Origin of the sequence: Pseudomonas sp. PDM14, assembly GCF_014851905.1 — a bacterium.
Lineage (GTDB): Bacteria > Pseudomonadota > Gammaproteobacteria > Pseudomonadales > Pseudomonadaceae > Aquipseudomonas.
In genome coordinates this window covers 216353-233891 of the sequence record NZ_JACVAQ010000003.1, presented here as the reverse complement: position 1 = coordinate 233891, position 17539 = coordinate 216353, and the positions used below count along the sequence as shown (strand labels likewise).

11 protein-coding genes are annotated in these 17539 nt (G+C 64.6%); 5 read left to right on the top strand and 6 right to left on the bottom strand.

The features are described from left to right. Positions 1–61: 61 nt before the first annotated feature. The gene (urtA, locus tag IB229_RS20750) at positions 62–1306 is read right to left on the bottom strand and encodes an urea ABC transporter substrate-binding protein (RefSeq protein WP_192331837.1); all 1245 of its coding nucleotides are present in this window, start codon (positions 1304–1306) and stop codon (positions 62–64) included. Positions 1307–1918: 612 nt separating this feature from the next. Here urtA and IB229_RS20745 point away from each other — a divergent pair. Continuing rightward, positions 1919–5317, top strand: coding sequence for an ATP-binding protein (locus IB229_RS20745; protein WP_192331836.1), 3399 nt, complete (start codon positions 1919–1921; stop codon positions 5315–5317). Then, complete coding sequence (locus IB229_RS20740; protein WP_192331835.1) at positions 5292–5981, top strand: response regulator; 690 nt, start codon at positions 5292–5294, stop codon at positions 5979–5981. The genes IB229_RS20745 and IB229_RS20740 overlap by 26 nt, the downstream gene beginning before the upstream one ends. Positions 5982–6249: 268 nt before the next feature. Here IB229_RS20740 and IB229_RS20735 read toward each other — a convergent pair whose 3' ends face one another. Beyond that, positions 6250–8316 carry an AsmA family protein gene (locus IB229_RS20735; RefSeq protein WP_192331834.1) on the bottom strand — a complete coding sequence of 689 codons (2067 nt, stop codon included), beginning with the start codon at positions 8314–8316 and terminating at the stop codon, positions 6250–6252. A 148-nt stretch (positions 8317–8464) separates the two neighbouring features. On the opposite strand from IB229_RS20735, the gene IB229_RS20730 reads away from it, so the two are divergent. Next, positions 8465–9253 carry a TatD family hydrolase gene (locus IB229_RS20730; RefSeq protein WP_192331833.1) on the top strand — a complete coding sequence of 263 codons (789 nt, stop codon included), beginning with the start codon at positions 8465–8467 and terminating at the stop codon, positions 9251–9253. A 100-nt stretch (positions 9254–9353) separates the two neighbouring features. Here IB229_RS20730 and IB229_RS20725 read toward each other — a convergent pair whose 3' ends face one another. Then, positions 9354–11384, bottom strand: coding sequence for a methyl-accepting chemotaxis protein (locus IB229_RS20725; RefSeq protein ID WP_192331832.1), 2031 nt, complete (start codon positions 11382–11384; stop codon positions 9354–9356). Between the two features lie 167 nt (positions 11385–11551). Between IB229_RS20725 and IB229_RS20720 the strand changes: the two genes are divergently transcribed. Next, complete coding sequence (locus IB229_RS20720; protein WP_192331831.1) at positions 11552–12454, top strand: ROK family protein; 903 nt, start codon at positions 11552–11554, stop codon at positions 12452–12454. A gap of 9 nt (positions 12455–12463) precedes the next feature. Here the strand turns inward: IB229_RS20720 and ampE are convergent, their stop codons facing one another. From ampE to IB229_RS20705, 3 genes are all read right to left on the bottom strand, one after another. After that, positions 12464–13288, bottom strand: a complete 825-nt coding sequence (ampE, locus tag IB229_RS20715) for a regulatory signaling modulator protein AmpE (RefSeq protein WP_192331830.1) — start codon at positions 13286–13288, stop codon at positions 12464–12466. Next, on the bottom strand, positions 13285–13851 hold the full coding sequence (gene ampD, locus IB229_RS20710) for a 1,6-anhydro-N-acetylmuramyl-L-alanine amidase AmpD (RefSeq protein ID WP_192331829.1): 567 nt from the start codon (positions 13849–13851) through the stop codon (positions 13285–13287). Before ampD ends, ampE begins: the two co-directional genes overlap by 4 nt. 99 nt (positions 13852–13950) lie before the next feature. Beyond that, a complete protein-coding gene (locus tag IB229_RS20705) occupies positions 13951–16308 on the bottom strand; it encodes a DUF1631 domain-containing protein (protein ID WP_192331828.1) in 2358 nt (785 codons plus the stop codon). Between the two features lie 310 nt (positions 16309–16618). Between IB229_RS20705 and nadC the strand changes: the two genes are divergently transcribed. Further along, the gene (gene nadC, locus IB229_RS20700) at positions 16619–17467 is read left to right on the top strand and encodes a carboxylating nicotinate-nucleotide diphosphorylase (RefSeq protein ID WP_192331827.1); all 849 of its coding nucleotides are present in this window, start codon (positions 16619–16621) and stop codon (positions 17465–17467) included. Positions 17468–17539 lie beyond the last annotated feature (72 nt).

Genomic DNA, 17539 nt, shown 5'->3' with positions numbered 1-17539 from the left:
GCTCCCCTCTCGCGGGGAGAGGGTCAGGGCGAGGGGCGTTGCCACCCGCTCGCCAAGCCGCTTACTGGTAGCCTTTCGGGAACGGGTTCGGCTCGATCAGGTCGGACTCGAACACCACCTTGAAGGTACCGTCGGCCTGGATCTCGGCGATGCGCGACTTGCTCCACAGGTGATGGTTGTCGTGCACTTTCACGTAGCCTTCCGGCGCGGTGGTCAGCTCGATGCCCGGGGAGGCGGCAACCACTTTGTCGACGTCGAAGCTGCCGGCCTTCTCGACCGCGGCTTTCCACAGCCATGGGCCGAGGTAGCCGGCCTGGGTCACGTCACCGATGACCGAATCCTTGCCGTACTTGGCCTTGAACTCTTCAACAAATTTCTTGTTGTTCGGGTTGTCCAGGGTCTGGAAGTACTTCATGGAGGAGTAGAAGCCCTTCATGTTCTCGCCGCCGATGCCGAGCATTTCATCCTCGGTCACGGAGAGGGTCAGCAGGGTCTGCTTGTCGGCGGTGATGCCGGCGGCTTTCAGCTGCTTGTAGAAGGCCACGTTGGAACCGCCCACGACTGCGGCGAAGACCACGTCCGGTTTCTTCAGCTTGATCTTGTTGGTCAGCGAGCCGAACTGGGTGTTGCCCAGCGGGTAGTACTCTTCGCCGACGACCTTGCCGCCGAGCACGTTCTCGATGTGCTTGCGCGCGATCTTCATCGAGGTACGCGGCCAGATGTAGTCCGAGCCGAGCAGGTAGAAGGTCTTGGCGCCCTTCTCCTTGGCGATCCAGTCGAGGCTGGCGAGGATCTGCTGAGTCGCTTCCTGGCCGGTATAGATAACGTTCTTGGATTGCTCCAGGCCTTCGTAGAAGGTCGGGTAGTAGAGCAGGCCGTTGTCTTTCTCGAAGATCGGCAGCACGGCTTTGCGCGAGGCCGAAGTCCAGCAACCGAACACGGTGGCGACCTTGTCGCTTTCCAGCAGTTTCTTGGCCTTCTCGGCGAAAGTCGGCCAGTCGGAGGCGCCGTCTTCCTGGATCACCTTGATCTGGCGACCGAGCACGCCGCCCGAGGCGTTGATCTGGTCGATGGCCAGGCGTTCGGCCTGGATCGCGCCGGTTTCGGAGATCGCCATGGTGCCGGTTGCCGAGTGCAGCTGGCCGACCGTCACGGTGGTATCGGTAACGGCCAGGCCGGTGGTGTTGACGTCGTCAGCCGCCGCAGTCTGGCTGAACACACTGGCCGCCAGCAGCGAGAGTGCCGCAGCACCCAGCGTCAGCCGGCGGGGAAGAAAGCGTTTCGCACCCGTCAGTCGTGAATCCATGGTCTTGCTCCTCTGGTGGTGTTTCCTCGCCGGCTCGCTTCAGAACCTGCTCCGGACTTGCTGCGCGTCGGCGATCCGGCGTTAAACGCTGCCTCGGGATGCCCATTTACAACACGTAAACTGCGCGTCCCTCGGCAACGTTTGCCTTGTCTCGCTCTAGCTCGCCAAATCCGAAACAGGTTCTTCGGGTACCGGTTCGGGTTCGCAGCAAGGATGCGATTGCCGGGATTCACGGCGGTATACGCAGGTTGACGTAAGGGCATACGTCATCTGACGTAGAAAATTCAGCGCCGCGCCCCAGCCTGGGGCCGACCTGAAAAAACGCGTCAAGACGGTGCACTTTTGCAGGGATGAATGAGCCGTAGCCCGCCCGACTTTCTTCGCCCCATAAAAACCGTCAACTCATTGATATATAGAGAATAAAAACAATAAACAGGTGACCACACGCTGCCACAGGATGCGCCGCGCGCACCGCAACAACGCCGAATTCCCATGCAATGGTGCGCGCTACGTCCCCTGCGGCGTGGCCTGCCTGAATGCGCCCCGGGTACGCCGGACGCGGGGCATGGAAGTTGCACTTTCCACCGGCATTCGCCATCAGGAACATCCCCCGTGCAACCAACCGGCACCCAGCGCATCGTCAAGATCCGCCGTGACTACAACAGCTGGGTCGCCGACGAGACCATGGAAGACTACGCGCTGCGTTTCACGCCCAAGTCGTTCCGCAAGTGGTCCGAGCTGCGCATCGCCAACACCGCCCTGGGCGCGGTGTCGTTCCTCGCCCTGGAGGCCATCGGCGGCGCCCTGGCGATCAGCTACGGCTTCACCAACACCCTCTGGGCCGTGCTTGCCGTGGCCCTGGTGATCTTCCTCACCGGCCTGCCGATCAGCTACTACGCCGCCCGCTACGGCGTGGACATGGACCTGCTGACCCGCGGCGCCGGCTTCGGCTACATCGGCTCGACCATCACCTCGCTGATCTACGCCAGCTTCACCTTCCTGTTCTTCGCCCTCGAGGCGGCGATCATGGCCCTGGCCCTGGAGCTGTACTTCAATATCCCGCTGGCGCTGGCCTACGTGATCTGTTCGATCATCGTGATACCACTGGTGGCCTACGGCATCACCCTGATCAACCGCCTGCAGATGTGGACCCAGCCGCTGTGGCTGGTGCTGCTGTTTCTGCCCTACCTCTTCGTGATGCTGAAGAACCCGCAAGCGATCAGTGACTGGACCACCTTCAGCGGCCGAGAAGGCGACGGCGGCGCGTTCAACCTGCTGTACTTCGGCGCCGCCTGTACCGTGGCCCTGGCGCTGGTGACGCAAATCGGCGAGCAGGTCGACTACCTGCGCTTTCTGCCCGAGAAAACAGCAAAAAACCGCAAGCGCTGGTGGGCCGCGCTGCTGATGGCCGGACCGGGCTGGATCATTCCCGGTGCGCTGAAAATGCTCGCCGGCGCCTTCCTCGCCTTCCTCGCCCTGCAGCACGAAATCCCCATCGAGCGCGCCGCCGAGCCCACGCAGATGTACCTGGTGGCGTTCACCTACGTGTTCAGCTCGCCGCAATGGGCACTCGGCGCGATGGTGCTGTTCGTCATCGTCTCGCAGATGAAGATCAACCTGACCAACGCCTACGCCGGGTCGCTGGCCTGGTCGAACTTCTTCGCCCGCGTCACCCACAGCCACCCCGGCCGCGTGGTGTGGCTGGTGTTCAACGTGGCCATCGCCCTGATGCTGATGGAGCTGGGGGTGTTCGATGCCATCGAGCAGGTGCTTGGCCTCTACGCCAACATCGCCATCGCCTGGATCGGCGCACTGGTCGCCGACCTGGTGATCAACAAGCCGCTGGGCCTGTCACCCAAGCACATCGAGTTCAAGCGCGCGCACCTGTACGACATCAACCCGGTCGGCGTCGGCGCCATGCTGATCGCTTCGCTGCTGTCGATTCTCGCCTACGCCGGGCTGTTCGGCGCCCTCGCCGAAGCCGCCTCGCCAATGGTGGCGCTGGGCTCGGCCTTCGTCAGCGCGCCACTGATCGCCTGGCTGACCAAGGGCCGCTACTACATCGCCCGCACCAGCGACCCGCAGCTGCTCTACCCCAGCGGCCCGCGCGAAACCGTGCAGTGCGGCCTGTGCAGCAATGCCTTCGAGGCCCCGGACATGGCCTTCTGCCCGGCCTACAGCACGCCGATCTGCTCGCTGTGCTGCTCGCTCGACGCGCGCTGCGGCGACGCCTGCAAACCCCACGCACGCCTGGCCGAACAGATGGACGACTTCGTCCGCTGGATCTACCCGAAAGCCTCGATCCCGCGCCTGCACAGCCGCCTGGCGCAATACATGGGCCTGCTGCTGGTGCTGGTGGTGATGCTGTTCGGCGCCCTGGCACTGATCTACAGCCAGGTCTCCCACGGCCTGGTGCCGCACTCGCCCGAGATGCAGCAGACGCTCTACCAGGCTTTCCTCAAGGCCTTCCTGACCCTCGCCGTGTTCGCCGCGATCCTCGCCTGGTGGGTGGTGCTGACCCGCGAGAGCCGCCAGGTGGCGCAGAAGGAATCGGACCGCCAGACCCTGCTGCTGATGCAGGAGATCGAGGCGCACCGGCGCACCGACGAGGAACTGCAGAAGGCCAAGGAAGCCAGCGAGGCGGCCAACGCGGCGAAGAGCCGCTACGTCACCGGCCTGTCCCACGAGCTGCGCACGCCGCTCAATAGCATCCTCGGCTACACCCAGATTCTGCAGCGCGACGCCGCCATGCCCGGCCAGCACAAGGACGCCCTGGCGACCATCTTCCGCAGCGGCTCGCACCTGCTCTCGCTGATCGACGGCCTGCTCGACGTGGCCAAGATCGAGGCCGGCAAGCTGCACCTGGAACTCTCGGAAATCCCCTTCCCCGAGTTCATCCACCAGATCGACCGCATGTTCACCCCGCAGGCCGAGGAGAAGGGCCTGCGCTTCCACCTGGAAACCGTCGGGCGCATGCCGGCGGTGGTGCGCGGCGACGAGAAACGCGTGCGGCAGATCCTCATCAACCTGCTCGGCAACGCGGTGCGCTTCACCGACAGCGGCGAGGTGCGCCTGCGCGTCAGCTACCTACGTGAAACGGCCAGCTTCGAGATCATCGACACCGGTATCGGCATCGACCCCGAGCAGATCGAGCGGATCTTCCAGCCTTTCGAGCGCGGCGACCTGATGCGCCAGGACAACGGTGTCGGCCTCGGCCTGACCATCACCCGCATGCTCACCTCGCTGATGGGCGGCGAGCTGTCGGTGCGCAGCGTGCTCGACCAGGGCACGCGCTTCCAGGTGCGCCTATTCCTCTCCGAGGTGCGCGTGCCGCAGGCGGTGGTACACGTGGAGCACGACATCATCGGCTACCAGGGTCCGCGCCGGTTGATCCTGGTGGTCGACGACCACATCGAGCACCGCCGTGTGCTGGCCGGCATGCTCGAACCGCTGGGCTTCAACGTCGCCCAGGCTGCCAGCGGCCAGGAGGCGATCCGCCAGGTGGCGCTGCTCAACCCGGACCTGATCTTCATGGACCTGTCGATGCCGCAGATGGACGGCTGGGAAACCAGCCGCCTGATTCGCCGCAACGCCCTGTCGCAGGCGCCGATCATCGTGCTCTCGGCCAATGCCTTCGCCGACGACCGCGAGCGCAGCGTCACCGCGGCCTTCAACGACTACCTGGCCAAGCCGGTGTACACCCCCGCGCTGCTCGACCGCATCCAGAAGCAACTCGACCTGCAGTGGCTGCGCCGCACCCACAGCGAACCCGCAGCGCCGGAAGCCGCCCGCGTACTGCCGAACGCGGCCGACCTCGAGGCGCTGCGCGAACTGGCTGCGCTCGGTTACGTGCGCGGCATCCAGGAAAAACTCGACGCCATCGACCAGCAGACACCCGACTGCGCCGGCTTCACCGCACCACTGCGGGCGCTGGTGAAGGGCTTCCGCCTGGACGAATTCACCCGACAACTCACGGAGGCCGATCATGAACGCGCCGACAGCCCAACCTGATCGCGCGGTCACCGACCGTGGCGTGATCCTCATCGTCGACGACACGCCGGACAATCTGGCGCTGCTTTCCGACGCCCTCGACGACGCCGGCTACATGGTGCTGGTGGCACTGGACGGCCTCAGCGCGCTGAACCGCATCCAGCGCCGGCGCCCGGACCTGATCCTGCTCGACGCGATGATGCCCGGTCTGGACGGCTTCGAGACCTGCCGGCGAATCAAGGCACAGCCGGAAACCGCCGACATCCCGGTGCTGTTCATGACCGCGCTGACCGACAGCGAGCACGTGGTCGAAGGCTTCGAGGCCGGCGGCATCGACTACGTGACCAAGCCGATCCACCCGGACGAAGTCCTGGCCCGCGTCGCCGCGCACCTGCGCACCGCGCGCATCCTGCAATCGGCCCGCGCCGCCTCGCCGCCCCTGGACATCAGCCTGAGCAACGAGCCGGCCTACGAGGCCCTCTCGGCACGCTTCGCCCTCACCGAGCGGGAAGTGGAGGTGTTGAGCTGGGTGGCGTGCGGCAAGACCAACCGCGACATCGGCGACATCCTCGGCCTCAGCCCGCGCACGGTGAACAAGCACCTGGAACACGTCTACGTGAAGCTCGGCGTGGAAACCCGCACCGCCGCCGCTGCGGTGGCCATTTCCGCGAGCGTGGCGCGTTAGGGGAGTTGGCACGTCGATAGGGAGGCCGATGGCAGACAAGCGGCTTGCGCGTCTCATGACGCCTTGGATGGCGGGCTGAAGCTCACCCTGCGGGTTCCGAGCGGCTGTAGGGTGGGCTTCAGCCCACCAATTTGAATGTCTGCAATTGGCTCAAGAAGCCCGTTCGCAAGGGCTGGATTGGACATATTTCCATCCGGCTCAATGAGCTAAAACGCAACGTCAACAGCCTAAGCCGCAGCGTGCGACATTCCGCAGCGGCCACAGCGCCTCAGCGCTTGCTGCTCTGGATCTGCTTGAGCAGCGGCTCGCACTCATTCGGCTGTTCGCCGCTCGGCGCCACCAGCGCCAGCAGGCCAGCGGCCGGCGCCACCGCCACACCCAGCGCCACCAGACCGGCACCGCGCAGCGCCAGCGGCGTGGCATGCACACCGGCGGAGGGGTTCTTGAAGCTGCCACGCACGTACAGCGGCGAGCGCAGGGAGAACACCCGCAGGCCCTTGGACGTGGGCGTGATGTCCATGTCCAGGCGCTCAGTAGCGAAATTCGCCGTGCCGTCGACCTTGATCACCGCGTTTTCCGTGTCGATGACCACCAGCCGTGTCGCCAGCAAGCCCTGCTTGATGCCGACGTCGGCAGCGGCGCAGTTGATCTGCACTTCCTCGTCACCAAACAGACGGTTGACCACGTAGTTGCCGACGTTGAGCCCGGCAATCTCCATCAGCCCGCGGCTCACTGCACCATCGTTCATGAGGATCTTCAGCTCGCCGTTGGCCGTACCCAGCAGCTTGGCCACCGAGTTGCCGCTGCCGGCGATATCGGCGTCACCATTGAGCTCACCGAAGCTGGTCTGCATAGGTGCGAAGGTCGGGAACAGTTGCTTGAGCTTGAAGTGCCGCGCACTGAGCCGCGCCCGGCCCTGCAACGGCACGCTGCGCCCGTCGAGGCGAATGGTCGATTCCAGCGTGCCGCCGGCCATGCCGAAACGCAGCGGTTCCAGGCTGAGCAGACCGTCGCTGAGCACCAGGTGGGTATCGAGGTTGTCGATCGGCAGTTTGTCGCTGTGCACGATGCGCTTGCCGGTGAAGCGCACGTCGGCATCCATCGCACGCCAGCGTTCGGTGCGGAACTCCTCCACCGGTAGCACCTTGTCGCCCGGCTGGTTGGCCGCCGCGCCGCGCTCCTTCTTCTCGGCGTTGGAGTCGGCGCCAATCAGCGGCGCGAGGTCGGCGAACAGCAGTTGGTTGGACAGCAGCGTGCCGGAGAGCTTGGGCCGTGGCGGGCGGTTGACGAAGGTCAGGTCGCCGTGGATATCGCTATCGCCAATGCGCCCGTTGAAGCTCTGGTAGCGGAAGGTCGCGCCGCTCGGGTCCTGCAACTGGGCGATCAGGCGGCCATCGGTGGAGTACGCCGGGGTGTCCGGTAGCGTCACCCCGGTCAGCGGATAGAGGTTGCCCAGGCTGCTGCCCGAGAGCTGCAGACGCAGGTCGAGGGCACCGAGGTGCTGCGGGTCGGTCAGGGTGCCGGCGACCACCACGCGCGTGCTGCCGGCCCGCACATCGGCCTGCACCGGGAACGGCAGGTCGGCGTTCTGCAGCGCCAGCAGGCCGCCAACCTTGCCGTTGCCGTCCAGCGCCTGGCCCTGGTAGGTGCCCTTGGCGCGCCAGGCGAAGGCATAGTCCTGGGGCTTGCCGTGCTGCTCGGTGGTGTTATCGGCCGCGCCTTTGCCGACGATGTCGCTGAACGGAATCGGCGCGCCGAGCGGATCGACCTGCACCTGCACGCTGGCCTTGAGGGTCTGGTCGTCATAGCGCACGCGGCCCTGGTCGAAGCCGATGGTGCCGATGTCCAGGGTCCAGGAGGCGGACTCGTCTTCCGCCGGCTGCTCGGCGTCGGGCTGCTTGCCCAGGTCGAAGGTCCAGTTGGCGCGGCCGTCGGCCAGGCGCTGCAGGTTGGCATCGGGGCCGGTCAGGTCGATGCGCGGGATGCGCACGGTCTTCCACAACAGCGGCAGCGGCGCCAGACGGAACTCGACCTTGTCCAGGCGCACGAACGGATCGCCCTTGACCCACTCCGGGTTGCCCAGCATCAGGCGCTCGGCGGAAAAATGTGGCCACGGCAGCCAGGCGCGCCAGCCGCCCTCTTCTTCCTCGCGCTGCCAGATCACCGCCAGATTGCCCTCAATGGCAAACGGCCGGTCGAGCGCCTCGGAGACCTTTTCATTGAGCGTCGGCTTGATCAGGTTCCAGTCGAACAGGGCCAGAAACAGCATCAGTGCGGCCACCAGCACGAGCAGTGTGGCCAGGCACCAACCGAGGATTCTTCCAATGCGCGTCATGCAAACCCTTCCCTTCACCGCACGCCAAAAACTGCTGTGCTTCATGGTTTACGACTGACGGAATCGGCGAATGACTCACACAAGGTTGCCAGACGAACGGCAGATGGCCGATTCTGCGCAACAACACCGCCGCAAAACACCCGCTCCCATGCGCCTGATCGACACCCACACCCACCTCGATTTTCCCGACTTCGACGCCGACCGCGACGCGGTGCTGGCGCGGGCCCGCGCCGTCGGTGTGGAGCGCCTGGTGGTGCTCGGCGTGTACCAGGAAAACTGGCAGCGCCTGTGGCAGATGGCCCTGGACCACGACGCCCTGTACGCCGCGTTCGGCCTGCACCCGGTATACCTGGCGCAGCATCGCCCGGAACACCTGGTCGAGCTGCGCGACTGGCTGCAGCGCCTGGCCGGTCACGAAAAGCTCTGCGCGGTTGGCGAATTCGGCCTCGACTACTACATCGAAGACCCGCAGCCGCAGCACCAGCAGGCGCTGTTCGAGGCGCAGCTGAAGCTGGCGGTGGAAGTCGATCTTCCGGTGCTGCTACACGTGCGCCGCGCCCATGCCGCGACCATCGCCACGCTGAAACGCATCAGGCCGCCACGCGCCGGCGTCATCCACGCCTTCGCCGGCAGCTACGAGGAGGCCCGCGAATACCTCAAGCTGGGCTTCAAGCTCGGCCTCGGCGGTGCGGCGACCTGGCCCCAGGCCAGGCGCATGCACAAGGTCATCGGCCAGTTGCCGCTGGAGGCCGTGGTGCTGGAAACCGACTCGCCCGACATGGCCCCGGCCATGCACCCACGGCAACGCAACAGCCCCGAATACCTGGCCGACATCTGCGTTAGCCTCGCCGAGCTAATGCACACTGACGCCGGCACCCTGGCCAGCGCCAGCACCCGCAACGCTGCCGAGCTGTTCGGCTGGGCCGCCCATCCGTAGGTGCCGCCTCCATTTATATCGACATGCCGTCACGGATAGCAGGAACTCAGCCAAAAAAAAGCCCGCCGATTGGCGGGCTTTTGCTGGAGCAGGCGGTTGATCAGACGCGGAACGCGCTGATCAACTCCTTGAGGCGCGCCACCTGGTCGGACAGTTCGCGACTGGCGTGCTCGGTCTCCACCGCGCCCTCCGCCGTACGCTCGCCGGCCTGGTTGATCTCGACGATGTTCATGTCGATATCGTGGGCCACCGCGGTCTGCTGTTCGGCAGCAGCGGCGATCTGCTGGTTCTGGTCGACGATCATGCCCACCGCGCCGAGGATGTTCTCCAGCGCCTGCTGCACCTTGGCCGACTGGGAAACCGTGTTCTCCACCATCTGATGGCTGCCATTCATGGCGGTGACGGTCGCGCCGACCCCGCTCTGCAGGCGGCCGATCATCTGCTCGATTTCCTCGGTGGACTGGTGCGTGCGCTTGGCCAGGTTGCGCACCTCGTCGGCAACCACGGCGAAGCCGCGGCCCTGCTCGCCGGCACGCGCCGCCTCGATGGCCGCGTTGAGCGCCAGCAGGTTGGTCTGCCCGGCGATCCCCTTGATCACCTCGAGCACCTGGCTGATCGCCGCGCTGTCGGAAGCAAGCTGGTTGATTACGCCGACCGACTGCTCGATCTCGCTGGCCAGGCGCTGGATGCTGCCGACCTGCGACTCGACCGTGGCGCGACCGCTGACGGTTTCCTGGTTGACGCTGTGTGCGCTATCAACCGCGGCGGCGGCGCTGCGCGCCACTTCTTGGGCGGTGGCGGACATCTGGTTCATCGCGGTGGCGACCTGTTCGATCTGCCCGCGCTGGGCGGTGACGGCCTGGCTGCTCTGCCCGGAGACCAGCTCCACGCGATCGGCCTGACGCTCGACCTCGGTGACGGTCTGCCCAACCAGCTCGATCAGGTCGCGAATCTTCGCCACGCTGCCGTTGAACACCTGGCCCAGCTCGCCCAGCTCATCCTGGCTCTTGGCATTCACGCGCACGGTCATGTCACCGGCGGCGACCTGGTCCATGACCTTGCCGAAGCCTTTGAGGGTGGCACGGGTCGACACGTAGAAGCCGCCGTAGAGGTAGCCGATGAGCAGGAACACCACGACCAGGGCGACGACCAGCAGGACCATCTGCGAGCGTTTCTGCTCCAGACGCTCACCCAGCTCCTCGTTGAGGAAGCCGAGCACTTCGTCGTTCAGCGCGTAGGTCTTGTCGATGCCGGCAGTCATCTGCTCGAAGAAACCCTGCCACGGCGCGTCCAGCGTGTCGGCCATGAGGATGTTATCTTCCAGCTGCTTGCCGGCATCGGGCAGGCTCTGCCGGCTGGCTTCGGCCGGCGCGGTGAGGATCTGCTGGGCGCGGGTGTTGGTCTGCAGCGCGTTCTGGATCTTGAAGCCGTACTCGGCGTGGAGCTTCTCCAGCTCCAGCAGCAGTTCGTCGAGCTTGCCGCTGTCGGAAGAACCGAGAATGCCCTGACCCAGCGAATAGGAGCCCAGGGCGCGGCCCTTGCTCAGCGCCTTGGTCACGGGCGGGGTGACGGTGGTCATCAGCTCGGACATCTGGCGCACGGTCAGGTCACTGTCCTGGCTGAGGCCCGACTGGCTGGTGATGAACTTGATGAACACCTCTGCATTATCCAGCGCAGTGACGCCGAGGCCGGCCTTGCTGCGTTGCGAGGTCTCGTTCTTGATCGCTTCGAGGGCGGTCTTGACGCCGTCGCGCTGGGCGTTGAATTCCTCGACCTTCTGCGGCTCGTCGCTGCTCGGTTGCAGCGCGTCCAGGCCAGCACCGATGCGGGTCTGCAGGTCGTCGATCTGCTTGACCAGATTCTCCGACTCGCTGGACTGGCCGATCACGGCGTTGACTTCGAGGAGGTCGTTGAGGCGTTCGAGGTCCTGGCGCACCTTGAGGCTCCGCTTGAGCAGCTCGAGGCTCTGCAACTCCGTCCGGGTGTCGACGAACGCGTCGTACGAGTCGCGCACCAGATAGAAATTGGTCACCAGCATGGGCAGGAAGAACAGCACACTGATCAAACTGAACTTCATGCCGAAGCTCATACGGTTCATCAGCGCAATGGCGGGATACAACACGCTATTCACTACACGTCTCCTGTTGCCATTATTGTTATGCGCCGGACGGGAGAAGACCGACGAGGGAACGGCAATCTACGGGGGTACTGGTCAGTAAGGAATGTGCAGCATGCACGGTCCTCTGAGCAAACTGTATACCGGATATCGACCTCAACCTCTGTAACTTAAGGTTAAGAATGCGCGCACATTTTCGCTTCGGTATTGATCTGGGTGGTAGCAAGACCGAGATCATTGCCCTGCACGGTTCCGACGAACGGTTGCGCCGCCGCGTGCCGACGCCCCAGGGCGACTACCCGGCCACCCTGCAGACCATTGCCCGCCTGGTCCACGACGCCGAGCGTGAGCTGGGCGGGCACGGCACCCTGGGCATCGGCATTCCCGGCACCCGCTCACCGGATCACGGACGGATCAAGAACGCCAACTCGACCTGCCTGATCGGCGAAGACTTACAAGGCGATCTGGAACAGCTGCTGCAACGCCCAGTGCGCCTGGCCAACGATGCCGATTGCCTGGCGCTGTCGGAAGCCAGAGACGGGGCCGGCGCGGGTGCCAGCAGCGTTTTCGCGGTCATTCTCGGCACCGGCGTGGGCGGCGGTGTGGTCATCAATGGCCACCTGCTCAGCGGACCGAACGCCATTGCCGGCGAGTGGGGCCATAACCCCCTGCCCTGGCGCAACGCGGCAGATGGCCCGACAAGGCGGTGCTACTGCGGCCTGGACGACTGCATCGAGACCTTTCTCTCCGGCCCCGGCTGGGCCGCACGCAGCGCCCTGTCGGGTGACGCCCGCGAGCTGGAACAGGCCGCACAACGGGGCAACGCAGTGGCCGAACGGGCGATGGAACTGTATTGCGATCAGCTGGCACGGGCGCTGTCAGGCGTGATCAACCTGCTCGACCCGCACGTCATCGTGCTCGGTGGCGGGCTGTCGAACATGCCGGCGCTGTATGCGCGCGTACCGCCCCTGCTCCTGCGCCACGTGTTCTCCGACCAGGTCAACACACGCCTGCTGCCGGCGCAGCACGGCGACTCCAGCGGCGTGCGCGGGGCTGCCTGGCTGTGGGGCGAACACGAGCAGTAGCGGGCTCGATCAGAGCAGCAGGATCCACACGGCAAAGGCGGCGTACCAGAGCACCGCCGAGCGCACCAGCAATTGCCAGAGTTCGTCCAGGCTGCTGACACCCTGCTCGCCGGCCTGCGGCTCCGGCAGCTCACTGGCGGCACGCCCGGCATGGAACAGCAGCTGCGCGGCAGAAATATCCCAACTCAGCAGGTCATGCAGTACGGCACGGCTGACTGCGGCAAAGTTGCCGACCAGGGCAAAGCTCGCTGCCAGCACGCGCGCAGGCAGCCAGTCGAGGGCATGCCGCAGCTGTGCCGCGCGCTCGGCCAGCCCCGCGCTGCCATGCTCCGCAGCCAGCGCCAGCAGACGATAAGCCAGGGCCAGCAGCGGCCCCAACAAGGCATACCAGAAGATCACTGCGAAAAAGCCCTGGTAGGCCTGCCACAGCTCGTAACGCTGCACGCCGAGGAGCACTTCGCCCTCCTCGTCGGCCTCGACGCCGAGATCCCGTTCGGCCACATGCAACGCCGCCTGATCATCGCCCCGTCGCCAGGCATCACGGAACGGCCCTAGCGCCGCCAGCACGTCGCCACGGCCGAGACTGTAGACCAGCACCAGCAGGTGCACCGGCAGGGCCAGCCAGCCATAGGCCAGCGGCTTGAGCACCAGCAGCAACAGGCCCAGCAGCGCCACCGGCAGCAGCACCAGCACTGCCAGGGCGATCCACGGTGAAATACCGCGTGCTTCGATCTGCTTCAGCTGCTGCAGCCAGAAGCCGTCCTGCTGAATACGACGACGCCCGGAGGAGAACTTCTCCACCCAGAGCACCAGCAGCAGTACCAGGAAATTCATTTCGCGCTCTCCTTGTCGAGCCGCAGGGCCGCCCGCAGGCGCGCCCAGTCGAAGTATGGGCCGGGATCGGTCTTGCGCCCCGGCGCGATGTCGCTGTGCCCACAGATCCGCTCGATGGCGAGCGACGGGTAGGCCTGCAATAGCTGCCGGCTCAGGACCACCAGTGTGTCGTACTGCGCGTCGCTGAACGGCTCATGGTCGGTGCCTTCCAGCTCGATACCTAGGGAAAAATCGTTGCAGTTCTCCCGTCCCTCGAACCGCGAAACCCCGGCATGCCAGGCGCGTTCGTTACAGGAGACAAACTGGGTGACGGCGCCGTCACGCTCGATGAGAAAGTGCGCGGAAACCCGCAGCTCGGCGATCCCGGCGAAATACGGGTGCTCCTCCGTGGGCAGGCAATTCTGGAAGAACTGCTGCACCTTGCCGGTGGCGAACTGCCCGGGCGGCAGGCTGATGTTGTGGATCACCAGCAGGGACACCTCGCCCAGCGGGCGGGCGTTGCAGTTCGGCGAAGGGCAATGGCGAACGTCGGCACACCAGCCCGTGACGGGGTCAAGCTGCATAAGGGCTCCTTGGAAGCAGCCGGCACTGTAGCAGGCCTTGCATAGCGCTGAAATGACAACGCCCGGCAGGTGCCGGGCGTTGTCGGTACAGCGTGAGGATCAGGCGCCCTTGAGCCGACGCAGGTTGCCGATGACCGATTCCAGCGCCCGGTCGAACAGCAGGGCATCGTCGAGCAGGCGTACCGCGCCGCGGCGGAACTCGACGGCGAGGCCCATGCGGGTCTTCTCCATCACCTTCATGCCGGTGCGGTTGACGAAGATGTACTTGCCGGATGGCTTGATCACCGCCGCCAGCTTGCAGCGCAGCTTGTGCTCTTCGTCTTCCTGGATTTCCACCCAACTGCCGACGCGCAGGCTGTCGACGTGCTGCAGGGCCTCATCGTCGTCCGGCAGGCTGGCTTCCGGCTCGCGCTCGCGCACTTCCCCCGGCGCCAGCAGCACGATTTCTTCGACCACCTCGACCATCGCCGGTGCAGCGAACTCAGGCTCCAGCTCCGCGGCGGGCAATTCCAGCAAGGGTTCCAGGCCGGCGTACTGCCCGGCCTCGACATCGGCCTCGGACGGGAGCAGGTAGTCGCTCAGCGACTCGACCTCGGGTTGCGGCTCCGGCACGGTGACACGCTTGAAGCGCTGGAAGGCCTGGACGTGAACCGACTCCAGCTGGCTAAAGAACTCGCTGGTAACGAACGGGTCGATGGCCGCACTGGCCAACCCCTCACGCAGCGCCTTGAGCAGGTTCGGCACCAGTTCCAGCAGGCGCAGGCGATCTTCCGGCTCATCGTGCTGCTCGACGCTCCAGACCAGATCGTCCATCACCGCCAGTGCAGCCTGCCACTCCTCGGAGTCGGCACCACTCTTCAGGCTGGTCAGCTGCAGCACCTTGCTCCAGCCTTCCTGCAGCAGACGCACGACCACTTCGGGCAAAGTCTTGCCCAGCAGGCGCTCGTTCAGCGCCTGCTCGACCTGATGACGCGCCAGTTCGGCCTTGGCCCGGCCTTCCTCGGCATCGCGAGTACGCTGTTCGAGCAGCTCGCTGCGCCGACGCTCGTCACCGGTGAAGGCGAGGAAATCGGCGAGCAGATCGGAAAAGATGCTCGGATCATCGGTGAAATCGTTGAGCAGGCGCTGCACGACCTGCTCGATGTTCTGGAACAGGCTGTCGCGCTGGGCGTCATCCTGGGCACTCCAGCCGAGGGCGGCGGAGGCGATTTCGTTGAGCAGGCGCCGCGCCGGATGGCTGCCGCGACTGAAGAAGGTCTTGTCCAGCACCGCGACTTTGAGCATCGGAATCTGCAGACGACCGATCAGTGCCTTGAGCGAGTCCGGCAGGGTGCGGTCATCAAGGATGAACTCGAACAGCATCGATACCAGGTTGATCACGTCTTCGTCGATTTCGCCAACCACCCGTGCCTTGCCGCTCTTCGCGCTGGCGCGAGTGAGCAGTTGCTCGAGCTGATTGCGCAGATCGAAGTCGGCAGCACTTTCGCCGGCACCGGTGCTGGTGCCAACCGGAAGGTGCTGCTGCAGGTGCGAAAGCAGACGCATCAGGTCATTGCTGGAAATCGGCACGGCATCCGCCGGCATCTGCCGACGCGGCATGGCAGCCGAGCCACGCACTTCAGCGAGCAGCTCCTGCAGTGCGCCAAAAACTTCCTGCACGCCTTCGTCGGCGTAGCCACCCTGGGCCTGTTCGCCACTCGCGCTTTCACGCGCAGTGCGGGTGCCCGCTGGGGAGCGGCCAGGATTACGCCGCGCCGGCGGTGCCGACTTCAGCTCGGGCAGCACGCCAGATTCGACCAACTGCTGGTTGGCCGCGGCATAGAGCTGGTCGAGATCGGCCAGAACGTATTTTTCGAACAGCTTGAGAATGATCAGCTTGACGCGGATCTCCACACCCAGCGACGAACAGGCACCGAGAAACTGCTCGCAGAGCGCACGCGGCCCTAGCGGGTTGGACTTGTCGTCCAGCTTCTGGCTGATCATCACATTCAGGCGAGTGGTCAGGTGCCCCAGCGCTACGGAGTCGCGATTCATCACCCGAGAAACCATGGCGTCCAGCGCTACGGTTTCTTCGAGGGTGTCATCGTTGACCAGAGTAAGGCTGTCGAAGGACGTCACATCCAGCTGCGGCGCCTTGCTCACCTCATATTGATTGAGGGTGGCGAAGCTCTCGAACACCTTCTGCAGGAAGCCGCGCTCGATCGTCTTGCGCTTGAGGCGCAGGTCGCGCATGGCTTCGAAGAATGCATTTTGCTCGGCGTTGCTGGTCGCGCGATCGGCCATCTCGAAGAGGGTATCGTCCGCGTTGTCGAACAGAGCCTGGAGCGCCTGCTTGAGCTGCTGCGCAGCCTTGTCGCGCACTTGAGTCAGCGCCACGGGTAGCCTTCCTGCCGGCGAATTTGGCGAGTGCTGAGAGGCGACCTGATTCAGGTGCACTACTTTCGCATCGGTCTTCATTACGAGTCTCCCGCAGGTGGCCCATCGTGGGCGATCCGACCTGCAAACGATCAACGGGCGTTATCCGTAACGTCAAAGGCTTGGCGTCAAACTTGTTATGCCTACCTTATTATAGGGAGGCATCCATGATGGCCAATACAGCATTGCTGCAGACATGACCTGTATCACAGATGCGCCCAACAAAGCCTAAATCGGGGACGGGAGACAGTCACCGCACACACTTCAACAGAAAGTAGCGTAGCGCCTGCTTTGCGATCACACCCAGCCCAAGCATATCCCTATAATCGCGCCATCAGACAGCGGAGGCCGCATGCCCAACCTCACCCTTTCCGACCTCGGCGCCGAAATCCAGGCCAATGTCCGTCGCGCCCTGCAAGAAGACATCGGCAGTGGCGACATTACTGCACAATTAATTCCCGCTGATCGCCTGGCGCGAGCAACGGTCATCACCCGCGAAGATGCGGTGATCGCCGGCACGGCCTGGGTCGACGAGGTTTTCCGCCAGCTTGACCCGCGCGTTGCCGTGCATTGGCAGACCGCCGATGGCGAACGCGCCAGCGCCAATCAGGTACTTTTCCATCTGGAAGGCCCCGCCCGAGCACTGCTGAGCGGCGAACGCAGCGCCCTGAACTTCCTGCAGAGCCTGTCTGCCGTCGCAACGCGCTGCCAGCATTACGCTGACCTGGTGAAAGGCACCCAGGTCAAACTCCTCGACACGCGCAAGACCATCCCCGGCCTGCGCCTGGCGCAGAAATACGCCGTCACCTGCGGCGGCTGCCACAACCACCGCATCGGCCTCTACGACGCCTTCCTGATCAAGGAAAACCACATCGCCGCCTGCGGCGGAATCGCCCAGGCAGTTGCCGCCGCGCATCAAATAGCGCCCGGCAAACCGGTGGAAGTCGAAGTGGAAAGCTTGGAGGAACTGCGCCAAGCGCTAGAAGCCGGGGCCGACATCATCATGCTGGATGAGCTATGTACGGATGACATGCGCACTGCGGTGAGCATCACTGCCGGCAAGGCCAAGCTCGAAGCCTCGGGCGGCATCAACGACAGCACGCTACGCGGCATTGCAGAGACTGGGGTTGACTACATATCGATAGGTAGCCTGACCAAGGATGTAAAAGCTGTCGACTTGTCGATGCGACTAACTCTCTAGTTTCCGCCGCGCATAAAAAAAGCCCGCCTATTTGGCGGGCTTTTTATTTGTAACGATCCTATTTAACTGTCA